Here is an 18,710-nt window from a genome sequence, read left to right on the forward strand (position 1 = left end):
ATCTAACCTTTCAGCGCGCCAGCCGCGAGGCCCTTGATGAAATAGCGCGACAGGAACATGAACATGATGAACAGAGGCAGCGCAATCAGCGTCGCGCCCGCCATCAGTTCGCCCCAGCGCGCATCGAAGCTGCCGAGTATCGAGGCCAACCCGACCGGCAGAGTCTTGTTCGCATCGCTGTTGACCAGCACGAACGAGAACACATAGTCGGTCCAGGATAGGAGGAACGAAAAAATCGCCACGGTGATGATGCCTGGCGCCGACAGCGGCAGCACCATGCGAAAGAAGGCGCCGGCTCGTGAGCAGCCATCGACCATTGCTGCCTCCTCAAGATCGAAGGGCATGGCCTTGAAAAATCCCCACAGCATCCAGACGCCCAGCGGGATCGACAACGTGCAGTGCGCCATGACCACGGCGATCAGGTGATCGGCAAGGCCCATGCGCGCGAAGATCGACAGTAGCGGAATCGCCAGCAGCAGCGGCGGGAACATGTAGGCATACAACATGCTGCCGATGATCAGGGTCTTGCCCGGAATCCGGTAGCGGGTCACGACATAGGCGATCACCACCGACACCAGCAGGGTAATCACCACGACAGCGAGGGCGACCTGTACGCTATTAGCGAATTGCACCGGGTAGTCGGTCAGCTCCAGCAGGTTGCGGTAGGCGCTGAATTTCCAGTCGATGTTTTCCGGGATCAGCATCGGCGGAGCGAACAGATCGCGCTCGGGCCGGACGCTGGAAGCGATCATCCAATAAATCGGGAAAAAGGACCATAGCCCGAGCAATGCGGCTGCCACCAACGTCATGGCGCGCAGGATCAACGGTCGGTCATTCATTTATTGCTCCCCTTCCCGTCCAGCGGATAGAAATAAAAGTACACGATGATCAGTATCGACAGTACCGCGAACGAGAGCGTGGCGACTGCCGCCCCACCGCCGACGTCATACTGCAAGAAGGCCTTCCGATAGGCCATGACCGGCAAATGCTCGGTGGCCGACAGCGGTCCGCCCTTGGTCATCAGCCAGATGATGTCGAACTTGTTGAACATCCAGATACTGCGGAGCAGGACGATGACCATCAGCATCGGAACCAGCATCGGGATGGTGACATGCCAGAACCTCTTCCACGGCCCCGCACCATCGACACGTGCGGCCTCATACAAGGATTTAGGTATGGTCTGCAAGGCTGCCAGAAACGAGATGGTGACGAATGGTGTCCAGGTCCAGACGCTGGCGACCACCACGACCAGCATTGCCATCGTCGCGTCTTCGAACCATGCCGGGCGCCCAAATCCCAATCGCTCCGCCCATATGGTAAATAGTCCGAGGCTGCCATCCAGAAGCCATTGGAAGGCAACTGCGACCACCACTGTTGGCAGCAGGTAAGGCAACACAGCAAGGCCACGGATCACCGGCCGCCCAAAGAACGGCTGATCAAGCAGCAGCGCGCAAGCGATGCCGAGCGTGACTTGCAGCAGTATGGTGACCACGCTGAACGTGACACCGATGCCGAACGCTCGCCAGAAACCGCTTTCCCCCAGCATGCGCAGGTAGTTTCCAAGCCCTACCCAGGTGCGGTCGGAGACGAAGGACTCCGAGCGATAGAAGCTCAGCTGGATCGCGTGCAGCACTGGAAACAGGATCAGGACCAGCGTGACAGCGACGCTGGCGATGAATGCGACTAGCAGAAGCTTGTCGCTGTTTGTGCGAAAAGAGAGCATAGATGTTTGACACTGGCTGCGTGAATTCGCGGTCCCACTGCACAGCTGCACAGCGGGACCGGAAGGTGGTTGTCAGAGCACGGTCCGGTATTTCGCTGCCATGACGTCGACTGCCTCTGTGGCCGCCATGTTCTTATACAGAACATTCTGGATCGCGTCGCAGATGGCAAACGTTTCGAACATCTTCCCAGGCCGCAAATCGATATCCGGGCCTTCGGTATCGATAGACCGGATCACCGCGTCCTTTCGGGTCAGGATACTCTTCATGAACTCGACCAGTTCCGCATGCTTTTCGATCAGCGGATGTGCACGCCAGCGGCCGTCGTCATAGACATCTATTCGCGGCGGCTGCATGTGCAGCGGAGCGGAGTGCAGGAAGTTGATGTAGTGGTTGTCGACGAACCATTCCATGAACTTCAGCGATTCTTCGCGCATTGGCGTGTTGAGTACGACCCAGCCATCGTAGCCGTGGTTGACGGCCTGGGACTTGCCGCCCGAGTCCGGGTACATGAAGAACCCGGTCTTGGCGACCAGGTCCGGTGCCTTGTCTTCCAGCACCTCAATCAAGCGTCCGGCATACGGCGCGTGCGCGATCTGTCCGCCGGAGTACTGTCCAAGCACTGTTCCAAACAGGGCTTGCGTCATCCCCTGCGGCATTGATGGAGCGAGCTTTTTCATGAACTCGAGATAGCGCACAACCTTTGGCTTCATCTCCGCATTGTCGACGATCAGCTTGTAGTTGTTGTCGAGCATGCGTACGCCATCCGCCCACATGTAACCGATGGACATCCACTGGGCTGCGGCGTTCGCGCCTACCGGATGGCCCACACCATATTTGCCGCCTTCCGTCAGCGCCTTGCAATTTTCCGCCATCTGGTCCCAGGTGGTCGGGACCTTCAGCCCTTTCTGCTGATACAAATCCTTGCGGTAGTACATCCAGCAGAAGTTGTAGTCATACGGATACCAGTAATTCTCGCCCTTGATGGGAAACAGGATGTTCGGTCCCCACTTGTGACGCTGCACCAGCTTGGTCAGCGGCACCAGCTTGTCGGCCTGCTGGAGCAGCAAGACATGGCCGCCAAACGCGAGTGTCCCCACGTCATAGGAGGTGCCTGCGGCAATAGCGCTCTGCAGCTTGTTGTATGCGTCGTCCGGCGGTACCGTATCGATCACCACCTTGATACCGGTTTTTTTCTCGTACTCTGCCGCGGCAACCCGTAGCGCTCGTACCGATTCGCGCCCCGGCTCGGCATTCAGGAAGCGCAGGATCTTGGGCTGCGCAAATACCGCTGGCGCACCGACGGCCATCAGCGCCGCGCCCGCAGCCGCTGACTTCAGCATGCTACGCCGGCTGACTGGTGGCTTTTCCTGGGCAAGACGGCATTCCTCTGCCAGCAAATCGTTCTGGTCACGCTGAGTCATTTTTTGTCTCCTCTGTTAGTGTGATGAAATTGACTGCCTGCCACTACGGTTACGCCATGTCCAGATTCACTCCCGATGTGGCGTCAAAAAGATGAATGCGGGAGTAGTCCAGACTGATGCGCGCACGATCGCCGGGATGCACATCGTTGCGCCGGCCGCCGAGGACACGGATGCGTGCCGACGCTGCACCTTGCGTACCCGCACCAGACGTTTCCAGCATGGTCAGCGTCTGCGCGCCAAGTTGTTCGACCAAGACGACCGTCGCTGCATTGCCATCGGTTTCCTCACCCGTCATGCGCGCATGCTCAGGCCTGAAGCCCAGCACAACTTCGCTATCCGGGCGCGCCTTCGCAGGCGGGGCATCGACCGGAATCTGCAGACCGGGAGCATCGAATATCAAGCGTCCGGCGCTGGTACGCAACCGCCCCTTGATGAGGTTCATTTCGGGTGCGCCGATGAAGCCTGCGACAAAGAGATTGGCTGGCCGGTCGTAGATCTCCAGTGGCCGCCCCACTTGCTGTACCTGTCCCTGGTTCATGATCACGATGCGGTCACCGAGCGTCATCGCCTCAACCTGGTCATGGGTAACGTAGACCATGTTGGTGGAGACGCGCCTATGCAGTTGGGCAATTTCTTCCCGCATGCGGATGCGCAGCTTGGCGTCGAGGTTAGACAGCGGCTCGTCAAGCAGGAACACCTCTGGCGAACGCACCAATGCCCGCCCGAGAGACACACGTTGCATCTGGCCGCCTGAGAGTTCGCGCGGCTTGCGGCCGAGCAGGCTTTCGATGCCCAGCATCTCTGCCGCCCACCGTACCTTGCTTTCAATCTCGGCTGCCGGCACCTTTCGCATGCGCAGCCCGAAAGCAAGGTTTTCATGCACGGTCTTGTGCGGATACAGCGCATAGTTCTGGAATACCATCGCGATGTTGCGTTCCCCGGGCTGCAGCCGGGTGACGTCGCGACCGCCGATATGGATGGTCCCGCTGCTGACTTCCTCTAATCCGGCGAGCATGCGCAATGTAGTCGACTTGCCGCAACCCGAGGGTCCGACAAGGACGACAAACTCGCTGTCGGCCATCTCAAGGTCGAGCTCGTGCACCACCGCTTGCTCGCCGAAGCGCTTGCACACTTTGGAAAGAACGATCTTTTTCATCGCGCTCATCCCGTTATGCGTGACAGAGCATGGTTGACGCTCGCAAGGCTGGCCTGTGCCTCCTTGTACACGCCGAACAGACTGTCGTAAAACGCGACGTTGTCCGAGTTGGGCGTCGACCTGTCGATGACTTTTGCACAAACAGCGGCTGCCGACAATTCATCGCTGAATACCCCGATCCCAACTCCGGCAAGCAGGGCGGCACCGAAAGAAGCATCGGTCGTCTCTGGCAGGAGAATTTCGACATTCAGCACGTCGGCGACTATCTGGCGCCAGGTCGCGCTTTTCGAGCCGCCGCCTATGATGCGCGCCGTGCGGATATCCATTTCCTGCGCACGGAACTGGTCGAGCACATCGCGCAGCGAGAAAGCGATTCCTTCATAGATCGCCCGCGAGAAATGCGCCTTATCGTGCCGAAACGTCATGCCGACGAAGTCCGCACGCAGCATCGGGTCCCAGTACGGTGCCCGTTCACCCTGCAGGTAAGGATGGAAGAGCAATCCTTCGGCACCCGGGCGCACGGTGGCGGCAAGGCGGTCGATCTCGGCGAATGCGGCGCTGCCGCTGATGCCGGGCGCCATCATGAAGCGGTCGCGGAACCAGCGATGGGCCGATGCGCAACTGTTGGTGCCTGTGATGGTGTACCACAGACCCGGCACCGCAAGCGGATAGTTGATCAATGTCGGGTGAACCCGGGGCTCGCGGCTCACCACGCTGATGGTACCGGCGGTGGCCAGCTTGACAGTACCGTCTCCCGGGCGGACCGAGCCGGCACCGAAGGTTTCGATCGAGGTATCCGACGTACCACAGACTACCGGCGTGCCTTCCGCCAGCCCGCTGGCGTGAGCCGCTGCCGTAGTCACCTTGCCAACGATGGTGGTGGGGGTCACCAGCGGCGGCAGGGTGGCGATGTCCCACTGCGCCATGTCGCACAGTTCCGGCGACCAGGTGTCGTTCGCTGCATCGAATAACAGCGTGCCGACCGCTTCGGTGCGGTCGGTCTCCCAGGTGCCCGTCAAACGGGAGCGCAGCCAATCCTTGGCAACATAGACACGCGCGGTGCGACGCACGGCGTCGGGTTCATGCCGTGCGAGCCACAGGAACTGTGGCAAGGTCCATGTCGGTGCGGGCCGGTTCAACCCGATGGCGAGGATGCGGTCTCCGTATTTCTCCTGCAGTTCACGCGACTCGGCGCCGCTGCGCTGGTCATTCCACAGAATTGCGGGCCGCACCAGTCTGCCCTGCCCGTCTTCCAGGACAGGCGTGTGTGCACCGGCGCTGAACGAAATGGCGGCGATCTGACCGGCGGTCAGACCCGCTTCTTTCAATGCTAGCGGAACGGTGGTGCAGACCGCCTCCCACCAATCCTGCGGATTCTGCTCGCTCCAGAGCGGATGAGGCGAATGGGTCACGATATCGACCGCTGCGCTACCGCGGACGCGCCCCGATGAGTCGATGATCATCGTCTTCAAACTGCCGGCGCCTATATCGATGCCCATCAGGTAGGTTTTTTCAGGTACGGCGCTCATGTCGCAATCCTTTCGGCCAGCGCCGCATCAAGCGTGGCTGGGATGTTCAGGCCGTAGGTGCAGTGCCCCACGCTGGCATTGGCGGCATCTCGCCTGCCAAGCGCAGTTTGCGTGCCGGAGTCGAGCGGCAGACGGCCGTCGAGCACCGCCAGGGTGATCAGCGACAACGCCGAAGGAGTCTGTGATTCCTTCTGTGCCGCGTCGTTATCAGCATAGCTCGGCCGGCAGGTGTTCGGACAGTAGGCACAGATAGTCAATGTGGCGCGATGTTCGTTCATGGTGTCTCCTCAGGATTGCCAGCCGGATCCGGGCGGCTGGCGCAACGCAAGCTTTCCGGGATTGATCAGGTTATCGGGATCGAGTCCGTCCTTGAGAATTTGCAGCAACCTTAAACCCTCGTTCAGTTCCGCGCGAACATAAGGGTTCCGGAACAGCCCTGCGCCATGGTGGTGAGCAACCGATCCACCCATGTCCAGGCATAGCTGCTCGATCCGGTCCCACGCCTGCCGGTGCAGACGGATTGCCTCTTCCTGAGGCATCGGCGGCAGGCGGATAGTCATATACTGGCAGGCACCTTCCGGATAAATGTGCGACCAGTGCGCGCCGAAGTGCATGTCGGGATGGATGGACTCGGCGGCGCTACGCATTGCTGTGTACATGTCGTGCAACCGGGTCCAGGTTCCAGTCACCTCGATCGTGTCCATGTAATAACCCTCGCTCTGCCACTTCGTAGAGTAGGAATGGAAGCGCGTCGCGTCCCAGTGCTCGTAAGGCGCATTGCCGGCCACGACAGCGCCGTGGCGGGTACAAATGGCGAGAGACAGATTGCGCTCGACCATGGCCAGGTCGCGCTTGCCGGCAAACTTCATGATGCAGAGGATGGGATGGCCTGCGAACTCAGGCATGCCTTCGGTACGCTGCGCGCTTTCCTTCGCGTCGTACAGGCGGATGACCTCCGGCCGCAGTTCTGCCTGTAACACTTCGCGCAATGCGTCAAAGCCTTCGGCAAGGCTGGGGAAAGCCAGCACCAGCGGGCTTGCGAACTCCGGGCTGCGCCAGACACGCAGCGTAACCTCCGTGATGAAACCAAAGACGCCTTCGGAACCGACCAGTAGATCCTTGATGCTCGGCCCGACCGCACGGCGGGCCACCGGCCTGACTTCGAGTGGCCGGCCATCTGGCAATATCGCCTTCAGGCCGATGACCATGTCCTCTATCTTGCCATAGCGGGAAGACGCCTGACCGGCACCCCGGCATGCAACCCAGCCGCCGACCGTCGACATCGCAATCGACTGTGGCAGGTGACCGGCAGTAAAGCCCTCACGCTGCAGCTCCTGTTCAAACTGCATGCCGTTCATGCCTGCCTGAACCGTTACCGTCCCGTTTATCTTGTTGAGTTCGACGATGCGATTCAAGCGCTTGAGATCCACCACGACCTCGTTGACGAGCGGCACCGTGCCGCCAAGCACGCCTGATCCAGCACCGAAAGGAATAAGGCGGAGCTGCTTTTGGCGCGCGTATTCGACAATCGCCTGCACTTCTTCCGCGTTGTGCGGAGAGACGATCGCCGAAGGCAAAGTACCAGGGAGATTGCCAGCGCGCAGCTGGAACAGGCCGTATGGCAAGCGGTCCCGGCTGTACGCGTACCGGTCCGCTATGCCCGTCATTACATTGGCCTCGCCAACAATCGCTGCAAACTCGGTAATTGCATCTTTGCCAAGTGGCGATTCGTCCGTTGCCAGCGCCGCTGGAGCTGTCTGAATCATTCTATTGGTTCCTTATTCAAGCAAAACTTGGTTGAACAAACGATTGTTCATTGTGCGCAGATTGGAATTTACTGTCAATAGTTTTGTAAGATGCAACAAATTGCGCGTATGCAAGATAAGATCGGCAAACCAATCAACTGCCAAGGAGTGAAATTTCTTTTCCATTTCACGTTGTCAAAAGCAAAACGCGTAACAACACGTTTCGATAGCTGAAAGATGGAGAAAGGAAATGAATGACTGCCGACTGGTTGAGGTAAGAAGAATTCAACCAAGGCTGCGATATGAAGGAGTAGGAGTAGGAGCCGCATCCGCTTCTATCCATGAAGCGCAGTACGCCTGCTGAAGCCGATGAGTATTGTTCATCACGTGCGTGCGGTGGGAAGCATGACGCAGCACTTCAAGCGAAGATCTCGCCGGTATCGCAATTAACTAGAGCAATGCGAAAAGATGCACTTGATTATCGTGCCACGCTTTCGCCTCGGCATTGCCTTATCGGCTGGTGATCAGGCCGGGCGAAATACACGACCAAGGAGTATTCGTGTTTTCGATGCCAATCAGGGCGTGTCAACATCCGAGTGAGACGGTCGCGAGGCCCAAAGCGACTGCGGATGGTTTGGGTATCCACGCTTTGTCATACTCTCTCGCTAACAAAAGTAGTGCACTGGTATGACGGTTTTTGTATTGACCGAATAGCAGCGCCTTACACGAAGCCTTTGGCGGAATGAAGTGCCGCTGGCTTCGCATCAAAACGTAATTGGTCAGCAGATCAAAACGCCGGAACCACGGCGCCCTTGTACTTTTCTTCAATAAACTTCTTCACTTCCGGAGAGTTCAGCGCGGCCGCTAACTTCTTGATCGCCTCGCTGTTCTTGTTGTCTTCACGTGCCACCAATAGGTTGGCGTAGGGAGAATCGCCATTCTCGATGAAGAGCGAATCCTTGACCGGATTAAGTTTGGCTTCCAGCGCATAGTTGGTATTAATAAGCGCCAGATCTACCTGGTTCAGTACACGCGGCAGGGTTGCCGCTTCCAATTCGCGGAACTTCAAGTTCTTAGGGTTAGCAACGATGTCCTTTTTAGTCGCCGAGATGTTGCTCGAGTCCTTAAGCTTGAGCAAGCCATGACGTTCCAGCAGCAGCAGCGCCCGACCAGAGTTGGATGGGTCGTTTGGAATTGCGACGGTGGCGCCTGCCGGCAGGTCCTTCAATGTCTTGTGCTTCACCGAATAGCCAGCGAAGGGCTCGACATGCACTTTAGCGACAGGCACTTCGATATCATTCTTGTGCCCCTTCTTGAATTCATTTAGGTAAGGCAGATGCAGGAAGAAATTGCCGTCAAGGCGTTTTTCGTTAACCTGCACCGCCGGTTGCACATAGTCGGTGAAGACCTTGACCTGCAGGTCGACACCTTGTTTGGCCAACTGTGGCTTGATGAACTCCAGGATCTCGGCGTGTGGGACCGGCGTGGCGGCAATGGTCAGCTTGTCGGCAGCATGAGCAGAGGGCTGAGCCAGAACGAACGATGCTGCAAGTAGAACGGCAAATTTGAAACGCATGGGAACTCCTGTTTTTTGAATGTTGTTGGGAAACGACTTACTTTCGGGTGAACTTGCGTACTAAGCGGTCGCCGCCTGCCTGCAGCAACTGGACCAGCACGACAAGGATCGACACGGTGACAATCATCACGTCGGTCTGGAAACGTTGATACCCGTAGCGCAATGCCAGGTCGCCTAGCCCGCCGCCGCCGACTACACCGGACATAGCGGCATATGACACCAAGGCAATCGTGGTGACAGTGACTGCCGCCAGCAGTCCGGGCAAGGCTTCCGGTAACAAGGCTTGCAGCACGATCTGGTGCGTCTTCGCGCCCATCGCCTGGCAGGCCTCGATCACGCCGCGGTCAACTTCACGTAATACGTTCTCCACCAATCGTGCGAAAAAGGGCGTGGTGCCGACGACCAGCGGCGGGATCGTGCCCTCCACGCCGAGCGAGGTTCCAACCAGCACCAACGTCACAGGGATCATTACGATCAGAAGGATAATGAATGGTAAGGAGCGCAGCACGTTCACGACTAGTGATAAGGCCGTGTACACGCCTGGCTGCTCGAGCAGCTGGCCACGCCCAGTCAGGAACAGCAGCACGCCCAGCGGCAGGCCAAGCAGGACCGTAAATACTAGCGAGAAGCCGGTCATGGTCAGCGTATCAAGGGTGGCCTGGGCGATGTCGGCCCAGTCAATATTGGAAAATTCCATGTGGTTCATCAATTCAGTCGGTTCAGTTCAATACCTCGCAGCGAATATCCAGGCGCCTAAACAACTCTTGCACCTTGGCGAATTCATCTGCCTCCCCACCGATCTCCACGAGCAGCTGGCCAAAGGGTGTTTTCTTGATCCGCGACACCGCACCTTGCAGAATAGTGATGGTGGCACTAGTCTGTGCGGCCACGACGCTGAGGAGTGGCTGGTAAGCCGCGTCGCCGACATAGGTAAGACGCAGGTGACGGCCATTGCCAGCCACCGCACGCGACCCATCCAATGCAAGTTCATCGTAGGTATTTTCGGTCACCAGGCTTTTCGTGACCGGATGCCGCGGATGCAGGATGACTTCTGTCACATCGCCGGTTTCTACGATCTCACCCGAATCAATCACCGCAACGTGGTCGCAGATACTGCGGATGACCTGCATCTCATGAGTAATGAGCACGATAGTCAGACCGAGCCTGACATTGATTTCCTCAAGTAGTCCGAGGATAGACTGAGTGGTTTCAGGATCGAGCGCGGACGTCGCTTCATCACACAGCAGAAGCTTGGGTGCATGCGCAATGGCACGCGCGATGCCGACGCGCTGCTTCTGCCCGCCGGAAAGCTGCGCCGGATATTTGTACCTATGCGCTTGAAGGCCAACAAGTTCGAGCAATTCATCGACGCGTTCTGCACGTTGTGCCTGGCTATAACCACCGGCAAGCTTAAGGGGAAATTCGATGTTGTCCAGGACCGTCTTCGACGATAGTAGATTGAAGCTCTGGAATACCATGCCTATACTTTGGCGCAGTCGATTAAGTTCCGTCTTATCGAGCTGCGTGATGTCCCGTCCATCAATGCAGATCTTGCCCTGTGTCGGTCTCTCGAGCAGGTTGAAGGTGCGCAGCAACGTACTTTTTCCAGCCCCGGAACGTCCAATGATGCCGAAAATTTTACCCCTGGGGATATGCAGGTTCACATTGGCCAGAGCACTGACCGTGCGGCCGCCGGAGGAATACGTCTTGTGAAGTTCTTCAATATGAATCATGGAGGATGTGGTTTATAACCACTTTATTACGTATGGCCGCGAGGATAATGAATCCATTGCAAAATGCGAACGAAGTAATTCCAATTTGCATATGCTCAGTGCGCACGATAGCCGGGAAATATGCTCTTCGAGCACAATGCACAGAACAAAGCTCAGTGCACTGTTAGATTGACGGAACAATGTTCCGAGTTCGAGATTGTTTTCAGGTCTACACTGTGAGCATGGTCGTGGCGACAGTCTAATGAGGTATGTCCTAACGACGTGCCGTGCAAGGCACTATAAACAAGGTCGGTAGTGGGAACAAAGTAAAACATTACTTTTGATAGTGAAGCGGCAAACGCACAATTCGGGCCGCTCCTGTGTACCGTCGAGACAGGCAAGTTAATTGCCAATTAAAAACTACATATCGGGCATTAAACGCTCATAGCAAGAGTCATCACTTCATCCCCATAATCTTGAAGGCGAAGGCGCTCCTCACGCTGCCATGCTTGATAGTAGCGGGTCTTCATTGGGATAAGCGTTGCTGGGTGCGGTGTCGCTACCCAAATAGCGCGTCCATCCTTATACGAGATTTTCTTATGGAATTGCGGCGAAAAATTGAGCTCCATGTCTGTGCCTCTTAACTTCGTCATTGCCAATCTTTTGCGTCCCTGAAGCCGGATGCCCTATCTGATTGTATTTTCCGCTCTGCCAGAAGTAAAAGATTGTCTTCGCACATTGATATACCTTTATGGATTATGCAGCCAGCTCTCATCGCTTCCCCGACCTACCTTAGTCTCAATGGTAATCCGCACCAACGATAAGGATAAGAAGTAGTTAAAGAATCGGCCACCACCGATCATTCGCAGGAATTTCCTGATCGCTGGCATGACTCCGAGCAATTTGACGTGGAGCTTTGTAAACACTGGCGTGATATACTTTTTAAGGGTGCTCACACAATTACGTGCGGCAGGTTGTGCGACGGTCGGGCCGCCTCGCGGCTCATCTACGACCTATGAACGCATCTACGTCCATCCAAGCTCGTGACGCTAGCCCCTCCAGCGCACCTCTCTTCAACTATGTCCGACATTCGCTTGCGGAAAGTTGGAAAACTTCTCCCCTCTCTCAAGGTTCATCGTACCGAGATACCGGTTACGAGGTACTGAAGTCGCCCCAATCCCCTATCCCTTGCTAAATATGGAAAACATAAACGTTATCGCAGCGGTCATCTTCGCAATTGCCCTTATTCACACTTTCGCGGCAAAGTCTTTTGAGCGGATTGCTGACAGGAGCACGAAGCATGCGGGCTTGTTTCATCTACTTGGTGAAATTGAAATCGTATTCGGACTATGGGCCTTTGTCCTTGTCGTGATAATGGCGATATTAATGGGCGGTAAAGAGGCAATTGACTACGTCGAGTCACGCCACTATACGGAGCCTTTATTCGTCTTCGTTATCATGGTCATCGCAGCCTCCCGGCCAGTCCTGGAAGTTGTGAAGTCGCTGGTTGCAGCAATTGCAAATCTGTCTCCGGTCAGAACAGCAATCGCCCAGGTTTGGCTCTGTCTCGCCCTGGTGCCCCTCATCGGTTCGCTAATTACTGAACCCGCTGCAATGACGCTCGCTGCCCTAATGCTAGCGCCATTGGTTTTTAGACCTGGCATTCCCGAGTGGCTCAAGTACGGCGCATTAGGTGTGCTCTTCGTGAACATTTCTATCGGCGGGACTCTGACATCCTTCGCAGCACCACCAGTGCTAATGGTAGCTTCCACGTGGGGCTGGGACAGTGGGTTTATGGCATCAAACTTTGGCTGGAAAGCGGTCGCCGCCGTCTTCATCAACGCGACAGTAGTCACCTTCCTGCTTCGCTCACATCTGTCCGACCTCGTCCCGACTGGCAACGAGCAAAACAAAGTCAGAGTTCCGGCTTGGGTGAGCGGGATTCACCTTGTTTTCCTGGCATCTGTCGTGGTCTTTGCACACCATCCCGTGGTTTTCCTGGGTTTCTTCCTGTTCTTTTTGGGCTTTACGCATGCTTACGGCGAATATCAAAACCCTTTGATTCTCAAGGAAGGTCTGCTCGTCGGATTCTTTTTAGCTGGCCTCGTCGTGCTCGGAGGCATGCAACAGTGGTGGCTCCAACCGATTGTATCGAGCCTTGAGCCGGCCGCATTATTCTTTGGCGCACTCGGCCTGACGGCAATCACCGACAACGCTGCGCTAACCTATTTAGGGTCACTAATAGAAGGAATGACCGACCAGGCAAAGTACATGTTGGTAGCAGGAGCAGTGGCTGGTGGTGGACTTACCGTGATTGCCAATGCACCTAATCCTGCAGGCGTGGCTTTGTTAAGAGATGGTTTCAACGACGGAGCAATTGGAATCGGCGGGCTGCTGGCTGGGGCAATTTTGCCAACCGTTGTTGCAGCTGGGTTCTTCCTGCTTTGAATTGGAGCCGAGTAGTGTCCCCTGCCAAGGGAACGCTTGCCTATTGCTGCAGCGGTAGATTTAGTGAAACGCGTCCGACTGGATGATCTGCTTGACGTGTCACGGGTGACATGCAGCTTGGATTCCTCGCCAAAAATAAGCTGGACGCCAAAAGGATTTTCGCCGATGCAATTGATCTGACCGGGATGATGCATGCGAGCATGCGTTGAGCGTTCTCAACGGTTGGCTGACTTTATGGATACAAGTCCGGGACGCGTGCTCAGTAGCGAATTGATTGAATATTAACCGGCCACTCTGCTGCCGTACAAATATCCTTTCCTGGTAACAGCTCTGTGTTGCGAACAGAGGGATTGCCATAATCAGAATCGTGAAACGGACTCCTATGACGTCGGTATTGAATAGACCATCTCATCCCTTACAGGTAATTGTTTCTTTAGTCATCTTCGCCGGGTGCAGTGCTGGCAACGCTCAACCGACCGCTCTTGGCGAGACGACCAGCGGTGGCCTTCCGCTGATATCCCCCCCTGCCGTGCAACCAACTGGTGCAGCCCGTCTCCAAGACAGCCTTGTATATACGCTTGATCCGTCTACCCTTCCATTTGGTCCAATAACAGACGTTGCTGTGGAGACCGATCGCTGGTCCGGCATCCTGAACGGAGCTGGGTATCGCGTTGAGGTGCCACGGAACTGGAACGGCCGTCTGGTGCTGTACGCGCACGGTTATGAAGGCCTCAACCCTGCATTGACCATCTCAGATCCACCGATACGACGCCATCTGATCCAAACTGGCTACGCATGGGCAGCATCCACGTTCAGCAAGAATGGTTATGATGTCCGGGCCGGCATAGAAGACACAAATACGCTTGCACAAGCCTTCAATGCTATCGCGGCCCAGAACAACCGACCGTTGCCCCCGCCGGCAAGAACTTACATTGTTGGCGCATCAATGGGCGGGCATGTCGCCGCCGCCGCTGTGGAACGGGAAACGCTCGAAACGGCGGTCAATAAGTTTCGATATAACGGCGCCATGTCGATGTGCGGCGTGGTTGGGGATACGGAACTATTCAACTACATGGCGGCTTACCAACTCGCAGCACAGTATCTCGCCGGTTTGCCAGCGGCGAGCTTTCCGGATAATGATTTTATTAACAAGAAAGACGAAGTCAAAGACAATCTCTGGCGGATATTTCCTCTGCTCCCCAAAGACGAGGGTAAGAAGCTGAGCGACGCCATTATGAACCTGACGGGAGGAGCACGTCCCGTCGCCGCAGACAGTTTCAGGCTCAAGCCTTTGCAAGATCCAATATGGGCTCGATTTGGTAGCGACGGCACCATTGACGGCATAGTCAGCAACAATATCATTGACACGACAGGCATCGTATACCAGCTTGATGGGGATCCCGCGTTATCGGATGAAGAGCGGTTGATGAATGCAACGATTCTTCACGTTAGGCCAACAACCGATGTCAACCCGCGACGCACCGATGGATTGCGCTGGATACCGAAGGTAAATGGCCAGTTTGATGTCCCTGTCGTGACCTTGCATACCTTAGGTGACCTAGCTGTGCCGTTCAGCATGCAGCAGATTTATAAGCGACGTGCAGCCGTAAATGGCAGCGATCAATGGCTTGTACAGCGCGCCATCCGCTCGCCCGGCCATTGCGACTTCACAGCAGCAGAACAGATCGAGGCGTTTGAAGCGATGGTTAATTGGGAGCAGCTCGGCGTTCGGCCCGCGGGCGATGAGGTGCTCAATCCGGGCGTCGTTGCGAATCCAGATTACGGCTGTTCCTTTACACGCAATACAAAGGGGCCGGATGACTCGTCCACGCTGGACGTATTGAGGAAGATTTTCCGCTCCTGCTCCTGAACAGTTGAGGCCTGGTTAAAAAGACCATTTAGTCGTCAAGTAATTTACCGGTCAGTCTCTCCACCAAGAACTCGACCAACGCACTGACCCGGGGAGCTAAAGCGCCTTGCTTATAAAATACAGCCCATACTGGTTGAGACCATGGCAATGTCACAGTCTCCAGAATAGGTAGCAGCCGGCCAGCGGCAATCTCGCTTCGCGTCATAAAATCGGCTAAGCAGACGACTCCGGCACCGGCGACCGCCAAATGAAGTAGCGTTCCGCCGCTGGACGTGCCAATGACCGGTTCCACAGGCAGGCCATCTATGTCGTTTTGCGCTAGCGGCCAGGTGTTCAGCGAGGTCGGCGCAGTGAAGCCGAGCAAGCGATGCTCACGAAGGTCTGCAACTTCTCGTGGAATGCCGTGACGTTTCAGATAAGTGGGCGATGCGAGCAGGCTCAGGCGACTGGTTCCCAAACGCCGGGCATTTAGCGTGGAATCCGCGAGCGGACCAATACGAATGGCGATATCAGCGCGTTCTTCGATAAGATCGATCACGGTTTCGCCGCTGATCAATTCCAGCCGCACGAGCGGATACCTGTCTAAAAATTCCGTCATCAACGGTGCGACCAGATAATCCAAAACCGGCGTTGCAGCGTTAACACGCACCAGGCCCGTTGGTTGCGCAAGGCGTGTCCTCAGTTGTTCTTCCGTGCGTTGCAGCTCTGTCAAAATCTCCCTTGCACGCAGGAGCAACCACTTACCCTCTTCTGTAAGATCGAGCCGACGCGTCGTGCGCGTGATTAATGCTGTTCCAAGTTGTTTTTCCAGCCGTGAAATCGTACGACTGACTCCGGAAGGGGTTTGTCCGATACGCTCTGCCGCAGCGGTAAACGATCCGGTCTCGATTACGGCGATAAAGCCGACAAGTGCATCAACACTGAGCATTATTGACCCTGAGTCAAAAGTATATTGTATTACAAGTGGTTTTTCTCTCTCAATGCCACCCGCACACTACATGGCATTGATAACCCCCACAGGAAAAACCATGCCTCTCGCCTTATGGGCGCTCACTCTAAGCGCTTTTGCCATAGGTACGACAGAATTCGTGATTGTCGGCCTTATTCCTACCATCGCAGCAAGTCTCCAGGTATCTGTTCCGTCGGCCGGTCTGTTGGTAAGCATCTACGCGCTAGGCGTTGCCGTTGGCGCTCCCGTCCTAACCGCACTCACTGGTCGCGTGCCACGTAAGCATTTGCTATTAGGCCTGATGGCCTTATTCACTGTCGGCAACCTGATTGCTTGGCAAGCTCCCGGCTACGAAGCGCTTATGGCGGCCCGGGTTTTAACCGGGTTGGCACACGGCGTGTTCTTCTCAATCGGTTCGACGATTGCTACCAGCCTCGTTCCGAAGGAAAAGGCTGCGAGCGCGATCGCCATCATGTTTACCGGGCTGACCGTAGCGCTGGTCACTGGAGTACCGCTCGGTACGTTTATCGGGCAGACGTTAGGCTGGCAGTCGACCTTCCTCGCAGTATCACTTCTGGGCGTTTTGGCGTTCATTGGAAGTCTGCTCCTGGTGCCGAATAACATCGCCAATAGCCCTCCGGCGTCACTAATGACGCAACTGTCGGTATTGAAGAGGCCACGTCTGTTGCTGGTGTACGCGATGACCACTCTTGGCTACGGTGGCTCGTTTATCGCATTTACTTACCTCGCTCCCATTCTGCAGGAAATATCCGGTTTCTCCGCGTCTAGCGTCAGCCTGTTGATGCTCGTTTATGGCGTGTCGGTAGCCTACGGAAATATATGGGGCGGCAGATTGGCAGACAGGAAGGGTGCAATTCCGGCGCTTAGGACGGTGTTTGGATTGCTGTCATTGGTATTGTTGGTATTTACCTTCACAGCCAACAATCCCTGGCTGGCAGTGGCTACTGTACTGGCATGGGGAGCAGTCGCATTTGGTAACGTCCCTGGTTTGCAGGTATATGTCGTACAGCGCGCCGAGCGTGATGCGCCGCAGGCGGTCGACGTGGCGTCGGGCCTCAATATCGCGGCTTTCAATGTTGGCATAGCGCTCGGAGCTTGGTGTGGCGGACTGATTGTTACCCACATCGGATTGATGGCAACGCCCTGGATTGGCGCACTAGTCGTAGTCGGCGCTTTGGGCCTGACCGCCCTTGCCGGCCGCTTGGACCAGAAGGACGGAATATGCACCCTCACTAGTTCGACGCGCACCATCGCTGCGCACTAACGCTGATCAGCCATCTCTTTAAGACAGAGATATATAAACAAATTAACAAAGGACTTATTGCAATGAATATTCCCGCTATCGGCCTCGGTACCTTTCGTCTGCAGGGCCAGAAAGTAATTGATTCGATCACCAACGGATTAGGGCTTGGCTACCGCCATATCGATACCGCCCAGATATACGACAACGAAGCTGAAGTCGGCCGGGGAGTTGCGAACAGCAACGTCGCGCGCCGAGACCTGTTTTTAACAACCAAGATCTGGATTGAGAACCTGCACGCCGACAAACTAATCCCAAGCCTGAAGAGCAGTCTGGTCAAACTGCGAACCGAACAGGTGAATCTGACATTGATCCACTGGCCGGCACCCGATGATGTAGTGCCGGTTACGGAATACATGCAGGCGTTGCTTGAAGCGAAAGAGCAAGGCCTTACACGCCAGATCGGTGTATCAAATTTCACTATCAACCATCTGGAACAGGCCATTGCGGCTGTTGGTGCTGAAAATATTTCGACCAACCAGGTAGAAATTCACCCATTCCTGCAAAATCGCAAGCTGGTTGAATACGCTGGCAGACAGGGGATTCACCTCACTGCGTACATGCCATTAGCGTATGGCAAGGTAATGCAGGATCCTGTCATACAGCAGCTTGCATTAAAACACGGTGTCACCCCGCCCCAGGTGTCGCTTGCATGGTTGCTACAACAGGGGCACGCCGTGATTCCTTCGTCAACCCAGCGCAACAATCTGGCGACTAATTTTGCTGCTCAAGACTTCAGTCTACCGGAGGAAGATATGGAGGTTATTCGCCGTTTGGACCGTAACGAGCGGATTGCCAACCCTGCTTTTGCACCCGTGTGGGATTAAGATCGGAGAATGCGATTTTCCCTATGACTGCTGCGGCTCGCGACCTTTCTCTTGCAGGACCGGAAATAGCGCAGAACGTGAGCAGGGCCTGCGAGAAATGCAACCGGCTCCTTCATACGGGAGCCGGTTCGGTCAGATTAAGTTGACTATATTGCCGGCTTTGAAAACGGTGGCAAGTATGGTCTTTTCATTGACATTGTCGTTAGAGAAGAAACACGGTACGCCGCCTTGATGTTGGGCCACTTCTGCCTCGCAACGGACTACCTGACGCTATGCGGCTTCACAATTCAGGCCCGGAGATATGTCGATCAGGTAAAGATCAAGTAAAGATTAGCTTGTCTCTTTGCCCACTTAAGATAAACTCCGATCCATCGAGGCGAAACAAGCTACGATTAGCTCGATATATCAGCTCCGAAGCACGCGAGAGACAAG

16 protein-coding genes are annotated in these 18,710 nt (G+C 55.8%); 4 read left to right on the forward strand and 12 right to left on the reverse strand.

Annotated elements, in window-relative coordinates; genetic code table 11:
• Positions 1 to 2 precede the first annotated feature (2 nt).
• The 11 genes from ACFQUU_RS21145 to ACFQUU_RS21195 form a co-directional block, all read right to left on the reverse strand.
• Positions 3 to 839: a carbohydrate ABC transporter permease gene (locus tag ACFQUU_RS21145; protein WP_382250101.1), complete on the reverse strand. Its 837-nt coding sequence runs from the start codon at positions 837 to 839 to the stop codon at positions 3 to 5.
• Positions 836 to 1,723: a carbohydrate ABC transporter permease gene (locus tag ACFQUU_RS21150; protein WP_382250102.1), complete on the reverse strand. Its 888-nt coding sequence runs from the start codon at positions 1,721 to 1,723 to the stop codon at positions 836 to 838. The genes ACFQUU_RS21145 and ACFQUU_RS21150 overlap by 4 nt, the downstream gene beginning before the upstream one ends.
• 72 nt (positions 1,724 to 1,795) lie before the next feature.
• Positions 1,796 to 3,145: an ABC transporter substrate-binding protein gene (locus ACFQUU_RS21155; RefSeq protein ID WP_382250103.1), complete on the reverse strand. Its 1,350-nt coding sequence runs from the start codon at positions 3,143 to 3,145 to the stop codon at positions 1,796 to 1,798.
• A 49-nt stretch (positions 3,146 to 3,194) separates the two neighbouring features.
• Positions 3,195 to 4,301, reverse strand: a complete 1,107-nt coding sequence (locus tag ACFQUU_RS21160; RefSeq protein ID WP_382250104.1) for an ABC transporter ATP-binding protein — start codon at positions 4,299 to 4,301, stop codon at positions 3,195 to 3,197.
• Positions 4,302 to 4,306: 5 nt separating this feature from the next.
• On the reverse strand, positions 4,307 to 5,830 hold the full coding sequence (gene xylB / locus ACFQUU_RS21165; RefSeq protein WP_382250105.1) for a xylulokinase: 1,524 nt from the start codon (positions 5,828 to 5,830) through the stop codon (positions 4,307 to 4,309).
• Complete coding sequence (locus ACFQUU_RS21170) at positions 5,827 to 6,108, reverse strand: hypothetical protein (protein ID WP_382250106.1); 282 nt, start codon at positions 6,106 to 6,108, stop codon at positions 5,827 to 5,829. The genes xylB and ACFQUU_RS21170 overlap by 4 nt, the downstream gene beginning before the upstream one ends.
• A gap of 9 nt (positions 6,109 to 6,117) precedes the next feature.
• Complete coding sequence (locus ACFQUU_RS21175) at positions 6,118 to 7,596, reverse strand: FAD-binding oxidoreductase (RefSeq protein WP_382250107.1); 1,479 nt, start codon at positions 7,594 to 7,596, stop codon at positions 6,118 to 6,120.
• Between the two features lie 766 nt (positions 7,597 to 8,362).
• Positions 8,363 to 9,151, reverse strand: coding sequence for a MetQ/NlpA family ABC transporter substrate-binding protein (locus ACFQUU_RS21180; RefSeq protein ID WP_382250108.1), 789 nt, complete (start codon positions 9,149 to 9,151; stop codon positions 8,363 to 8,365).
• 37 nt (positions 9,152 to 9,188) lie between these two features.
• Positions 9,189 to 9,848, reverse strand: coding sequence for a methionine ABC transporter permease (locus ACFQUU_RS21185; RefSeq protein WP_382250109.1), 660 nt, complete (start codon positions 9,846 to 9,848; stop codon positions 9,189 to 9,191).
• A gap of 22 nt (positions 9,849 to 9,870) precedes the next feature.
• Positions 9,871 to 10,884 carry a methionine ABC transporter ATP-binding protein gene (locus ACFQUU_RS21190; protein WP_382250110.1) on the reverse strand — a complete coding sequence of 338 codons (1,014 nt, stop codon included), beginning with the start codon at positions 10,882 to 10,884 and terminating at the stop codon, positions 9,871 to 9,873.
• Positions 10,885 to 11,297: 413 nt separating this feature from the next.
• Positions 11,298 to 11,492: a hypothetical protein gene (locus tag ACFQUU_RS21195; protein ID WP_382250111.1), complete on the reverse strand. Its 195-nt coding sequence runs from the start codon at positions 11,490 to 11,492 to the stop codon at positions 11,298 to 11,300.
• A 568-nt stretch (positions 11,493 to 12,060) separates the two neighbouring features.
• Here ACFQUU_RS21195 and ACFQUU_RS21200 point away from each other — a divergent pair.
• Together ACFQUU_RS21200 and ACFQUU_RS21205 are read left to right on the forward strand one after the other, a co-directional pair.
• Positions 12,061 to 13,311, forward strand: a complete 1,251-nt coding sequence (locus ACFQUU_RS21200; RefSeq protein ID WP_382250112.1) for a putative Na+/H+ antiporter — start codon at positions 12,061 to 12,063, stop codon at positions 13,309 to 13,311.
• Between the two features lie 622 nt (positions 13,312 to 13,933).
• The gene (locus ACFQUU_RS21205) at positions 13,934 to 15,181 is read left to right on the forward strand and encodes an alpha/beta hydrolase family protein (protein WP_382250113.1); all 1,248 of its coding nucleotides are present in this window, start codon (positions 13,934 to 13,936) and stop codon (positions 15,179 to 15,181) included.
• Positions 15,182 to 15,209: 28 nt separating this feature from the next.
• Here the strand turns inward: ACFQUU_RS21205 and ACFQUU_RS21210 are convergent, their stop codons facing one another.
• Positions 15,210 to 16,109 carry a LysR family transcriptional regulator gene (locus ACFQUU_RS21210; protein WP_382250114.1) on the reverse strand — a complete coding sequence of 300 codons (900 nt, stop codon included), beginning with the start codon at positions 16,107 to 16,109 and terminating at the stop codon, positions 15,210 to 15,212.
• Between the two features lie 100 nt (positions 16,110 to 16,209).
• Between ACFQUU_RS21210 and ACFQUU_RS21215 the strand changes: the two genes are divergently transcribed.
• Both ACFQUU_RS21215 and dkgB read left to right on the forward strand, forming a co-directional pair.
• Entirely contained in the window at positions 16,210 to 17,415 is a 1,206-nt protein-coding gene (locus ACFQUU_RS21215; RefSeq protein ID WP_382250115.1) for an MFS transporter, read from the forward strand.
• A gap of 62 nt (positions 17,416 to 17,477) precedes the next feature.
• A complete protein-coding gene (gene dkgB / locus ACFQUU_RS21220) occupies positions 17,478 to 18,278 on the forward strand; it encodes a 2,5-didehydrogluconate reductase DkgB (protein WP_382250116.1) in 801 nt (266 codons plus the stop codon).
• Positions 18,279 to 18,710 lie beyond the last annotated feature (432 nt).

The organism is Herbaspirillum sp. GCM10030257 (assembly GCF_042666555.1).
In the GTDB taxonomy this organism is placed as follows: domain Bacteria; phylum Pseudomonadota; class Gammaproteobacteria; order Burkholderiales; family Burkholderiaceae_D; genus Noviherbaspirillum.